Below are 4725 nucleotides of genomic sequence, written 5' to 3' on the forward strand. Positions count from 1 at the left end.
GCCGTAGAAGCTCCAGCGGAAGCCGGAGATCAGATAGACCACCGGGTTGAAGTGGGTGATCGTCCGCCACGGCTCGGGCAGCATGTGGATCGAGTAGAAGGACCCGCCGAGGAAGGTCAGCGGCGTCACCACCAGCATGGGGATGAACTGCAGCTGCTCGAAGCTCTGCGCCCAGATCCCGATGATGAAGCCGAACAGGCTGAAGGTCGTCGAGATCAGGATCAGGAACAGCAGCATCTCGACCGGGTGCAGTATCTGCAGGGGCACGAAGAGGGCCGCCGTGGCCAGGATGATCAGCCCCAGCACCGCCGACTTGGTCGCCGCCGCCCCGACATAGGCCAGGACGATCTCCAGCGGGCTGACGGGCGCCGAGAGCAGCTCGTAGATCGTGCCCGTGAATTTCGGGAAGTAGATGCCGAACGAGGCGTTGAAGATCGACTGGGTGAACAGGCTCAGCATGATCAGTCCGGGCACGATGAAGGCGCCGTAGGGCACGCCGTCGATCTCGGTCATCCGCGATCCGATCGCGGAGCCGAAGACGACGAAATACAGGGCCGTGGTGATGACCGGCGTCACGATGGACTGCCAGATGGTGCGCAGGGCGCGCGCCATCTCGAAGCGGTAGATCGCCCAGACGCCGTAACCGTTGAACGCCATCACGCCGCCTCCGACTTCGACTGGTGGACCAGGCCCACGAAAATATCCTCAAGCGAGCTCTGGCGCGTGCTCAGGTCCTTGAACCCGACGCCGATGTCGCTGAGCCGCCGCAGCAGGGACGGCACGCCGGTGCGTTCGGCGTTGGAGTCGAAGACGTACTCCAGCTCGGTCCCGTCCGACTTGAGCTCCAGGACCCATTCGGACAGCTCGGCAGGCAGGACCTCCAGCGGCTCCTGCAGCTGCAGGGTCAGGGTCTTGCGGCCCAGCTTCTTCATCAGGGTCGTCTTGTCCTCGACCAGGATCAGTTCGCCCTTCAGGATCACGCCCACCCGGTCGGCCATCTCCTCGGCCTCCTCGATGTAGTGGGTGGTCAGGATGATGGTCACGCCGCGCTCGCGCAGCTTGCGGACCATCTCCCACATGTCCTTGCGCAGCTCGACGTCGACGCCCGCCGTGGGCTCGTCGAGGAACAGGATGTCGGGTTCGTGGCTCAGGGCCTTGGCGATCATGACCCGGCGCTTCATGCCGCCGGACAGGGTCATGATCTTGGAGTCCTTCTTGTCCCACAGGCTGAGGTCGCGAAGGATCTGCTCGACGTAGGCCGGGTTCGGCGCCTTTCCGAACAGGCCGCGGCTGAAGGTCACCGTCGCCCACACGGTCTCGAAGGCGTCCGTGGTCAGCTCCTGGGGCACCAGGCCGATGACGGTGCGCGCCTTGCGGTAGGCCTTCTGGGTATCGTGGCCGTCGGCCGTCACCGTGCCGCTGCTCGGCGTGACGATGCCGCAGACGATGGAGATCAGGGTGGTCTTGCCCGCCCCGTTCGGCCCCAGAAGGGCGAAGATCTCGCCCTTGGCGATCGTCAGATCGACGGGCTTGAGGGCTTGCAGCCCGGACTTGTAGGTCTTGGTCAGACCCTGGATTGTGATCGCGGGCGGCATGGGGGTCCCTCTCCCTGGGGCCCGCAGATATGCGCCGCCCCCGGTCCGGACAAGGGCGCCGCGGCTCCAGCGGAGCCATATCTTTCGCGATGAGTTGGGCAGGGGTGTCTCGCCTCTCCTCCACGCTTCGCTCCGGCCTGCGCCGATTGACCCCTGCCCGCCGACGGAAGCGCGCGGTCGTGCTGAACGGCCTCGAGCTGATCGCCCGCGTCGGTTACGGCGCACGGGGCTTTGTCTATCTCTCCGGCGGAGCGCTGACCCTGCTGGCCATCCCCGGGCTGGTCGATGGCGCGGCGGGAACCCGCGGCGCCATCGGCTGGCTGGCCCAGCAGCCGCTCGGCCGGGCCTGGGTCCTGCTGCTGGGCCTCGGCTTGCTGGCCATTGTGGTCTGGCGGATGCTGCAGGCGATCTGGGACGCGGACAATGAGGGACATGACCAGCAGGGCCTGAGCACCCGCATGAGCCAGGGGTTCAGCGGCGTCGGCTACGCCCTGCTGGCCTGCAGCGCGTTCAGCCTTCTACTCCACACCCCCGCCGATCCGGGCGCGGCCGAGATCGCCGCGGGCCATCGCGAGGCGGCGCGAATGCTGTCGCTGCCGTTCGGCAATCTGCTTCTGGCGGGAATCGGTCTGTGCATCGCCGGGGTGGGGATCGCCAACATCGTCAGAGCGTGGCGTGACGACTTCGCCGCCTACCTGTCCTGTTCGGTCGAGCTTTGCCGCCGGGTCGTTCCGCTGGCGCGCGCCGGCTACATGGCGCGTGGGATCGCGTGGCTGCCGCTGGCGGCCTTGATCTTCCTCGCCGGGGTTCGGTCGCGGGCCTCGGACGTGACAAGCTTCGACGCCGCGCTGGACGCGCTGGGTCGTCAGCCGGGCGGCGCGGCTTTGCTGGCCGCGGCCGCGCTGGGCTTCATCGGCTTCGGACTGTTCTCCTTCATCGAGGCCCGCTTCCGCCGCATCCGGCCACCGCGCGAGATCGTACCAGTCTGAGGCCGCGGAACTCCCTTCGCGGCCGGGTATTCACGATCCGGAGATCGCCTCATGACCCCGCGCGTCCTCGCCGCCGTCGCCCTGATGGGCGCCCTGTCCGCCTGCGTCACCGCGCCCTCGCCGTCCGAATACCGCGCCCCTCAACCCGCCCGCGCCGTAGACGCCGACCGTCTGTGGTCCGGCCGCTGGATCGAGGTCGCCCGCCTGCCCGACCAGCTGACCGACGGCTGCGTCGCCGGCGCGTCCAATTATGTCCTCGTCTCGGCGACGCGGGTCGATGTGCGCGACACCTGCGAACAGGGCCAGCCCGGCGGGCGCGAGAAGTCCATCGGCGGGCGCGGCGAGATTCTTGACCCGGGGACGAACACGAAGCTTCGGGTGCGCTACCTCGGCGGGTTCGTGACCTGGGACTACTGGGTGCTGGACCACGACGAGGCCTACACCTGGTTCATCTCGGCCGACCCGACCTTCGAGCGGTTGTTCATCTACACCCGTGAAATCCCGAGCCCTGCCCAGCGCGAACGACTGACCGAACGCGCCCGCGCTCTGGGCTATGATGTCAGCCGCCTCGAGTTTCCCGCCCAGCCTACCCCTTGAAGGACTCGCCCATGCGTGTCTCGTCCCTCGCCCTCTCTTCTCTCTTCGCCCTCACGCTCGCCGCCTGCGGCACGGAATCGACGCTGGATCCCGCCGCCGGCTATGGCGCTGATCCGGTGCTGCCCGCGCCCCGCCACACCCTGCTTCCGACGGTCAATATCGCCGACGCCGCCGGTTGGCCGCAGGGCCGGACCCCGGTCGCGGCCCCGGGCTTCCGGGTGCAGGCCTTCGCCGCCGGTCTGACCCATCCGCGCTGGCTCTACCGTCTGCCCAACGGCGACATCCTGGTGGCCGAAACCAATGCGCCGCCCAAGCCCGAAGGGCTGGACGACGGCGCCGGGGGCGGTTTCCGCGCCTGGGCGCAGGGGCTGGTGATGAAGAGGGCCGGCGCACGCACGCCCAGCCCCGACCGCATCACCCTGCTGCGCGACACCGACGGCGACGGCGTGGCCGAGACCCGGTCGGTCCTGCTCGAGAACCTGATGTCGCCCTTCGGCATGGCCCTGGTCGGGAACACCCTCTACGTCGCCAACGCCGACGCCGTGGTGGCCTTCCCCTACCAGACCGGCCAGACGCGGATCGAGGCCGAACCGCGCAAGATCGCCGACCTGCCCGCGGGCCGGAACCACCACTGGACCAAGAGCCTGGTCGCCAGCGCCGATGGATCGCGCCTCTATGTCGGGGTTGGGTCGAACTCCAACATCGGCGAGAACGGGATGGACGAGGAAACCGACCGCGCCGCCATCCTGGAGATCAATCCGGCGACCGGCGCGCGGCGGGTCTACGCCTCGGGCCTGCGCAACCCGGTGGGGCTGGCGTGGCAGCCCGACAGCGGCCGGCTGTGGGTGTCGGTCAACGAGCGCGACGAGCTCGGCAACGACCTGGTCCCCGACTACATGACCTCGGTCACGCCCGGCGGCTTCTACGGCTGGCCGTTCAGCTACTACGGCCAGACCGTCGACGAACGGGTCGAGCCCCAGGATCCCGCCCTCGTCGCCCGCGCATTGCGGCCGGACTACGCGCTGGGCGCCCACACCGCCTCGCTGGGCCTGACCTTCGGCGAGGGGACGCTGTTCCCGGTCCGCTATCGCGGCGGGGCCTTCGTCGGTCAGCACGGGTCGTGGAACCGCAAGCCGCGCAACGGCTACCGCGTCCTGTTCGTCCCCTTCGTCAACGGCGTGCCGTCCGGCCCGCCCGAGGACATCCTGACCGGCTTCATCAGCGCCCAGGACACGGCCATGGGCCGCCCGGTCGGGGTGCAGTTCGACCGCACCGGCGCCCTGCTGGTCGCCGACGACGTGGGCGACGTCATCTGGCGCGTGTCGCCCACCGCCTGACAAGCGAAGGCCCCGGCGGATCGCTCCACCGGGGCCTTGCAGGGTCTACGCCGGGATCAGTTCAGCGGTTCGACCACGATGACCGGCGGGGGCGCGGCCGGGGCCGGGGCCGGGGCCGGCGTCACGGTCGGCGCCGGGGCGGCCGGAGCGCTGTTCAGCGTCGAGGTCACCGGCGACGGCGCGGGCGCGGCAACGCTCGGAGCGGGA

General features: G+C 69.3%; 5 protein-coding genes. 3 read left to right on the plus strand and 2 right to left on the minus strand.

All coding sequences use genetic code 11. The features are described from left to right. Positions 1-657: ABC transporter permease (locus Q0C81_RS15675; protein ID WP_291840011.1), on the minus strand; the 657-nt coding region annotated here is incomplete at its 3' end. Next, positions 657-1595, minus strand: a complete 939-nt coding sequence (locus tag Q0C81_RS15680; protein ID WP_291840014.1) for an ABC transporter ATP-binding protein — start codon at positions 1593-1595, stop codon at positions 657-659. The genes Q0C81_RS15675 and Q0C81_RS15680, both read right to left, overlap by 1 nt. A gap of 179 nt (positions 1596-1774) precedes the next feature. Here Q0C81_RS15680 and Q0C81_RS15685 point away from each other — a divergent pair, with 179 nt between their 5' ends. The 3 genes from Q0C81_RS15685 to Q0C81_RS15695 are packed head-to-tail and all read left to right on the plus strand — an operon-like array spanning position 1775 to position 4518. After that, positions 1775-2584, plus strand: a complete 810-nt coding sequence (locus tag Q0C81_RS15685) for a DUF1206 domain-containing protein (RefSeq protein WP_291840017.1) — start codon at positions 1775-1777, stop codon at positions 2582-2584. Positions 2585-2635: 51 nt separating this feature from the next. Further along, positions 2636-3181: a lipocalin family protein gene (locus Q0C81_RS15690; protein ID WP_291840020.1), complete on the plus strand. Its 546-nt coding sequence runs from the start codon at positions 2636-2638 to the stop codon at positions 3179-3181. A gap of 11 nt (positions 3182-3192) precedes the next feature. After that, positions 3193-4518: a sorbosone dehydrogenase family protein gene (locus Q0C81_RS15695; protein WP_291840023.1), complete on the plus strand. Its 1326-nt coding sequence runs from the start codon at positions 3193-3195 to the stop codon at positions 4516-4518. The last annotated feature ends 207 nt before the right edge of the window (positions 4519-4725 follow it).

The organism is Brevundimonas sp. (assembly GCF_023259385.1).
Classification (GTDB): domain Bacteria; phylum Pseudomonadota; class Alphaproteobacteria; order Caulobacterales; family Caulobacteraceae; genus Brevundimonas.

What these genes read in the sequence shown, in the direction of transcription:
- Q0C81_RS15695 (WP_291840023.1), top strand. Translation starts at nt 3,193, where the DNA reads ATGCGTGTCTCGTCCCTCGCCCTCTCTTCTCTCTTCGCCCTCACGCTC.
- Q0C81_RS15690 (WP_291840020.1), top strand. Translation starts at nt 2,636, where the DNA reads ATGACCCCGCGCGTCCTCGCCGCCGTCGCCCTGATGGGCGCCCTGTCC.
- Q0C81_RS15680 (WP_291840014.1), bottom strand. Translation starts at nt 1,595, where the DNA reads ATGCCGCCCGCGATCACAATCCAGGGTCTGACCAAGACCTACAAGTCC.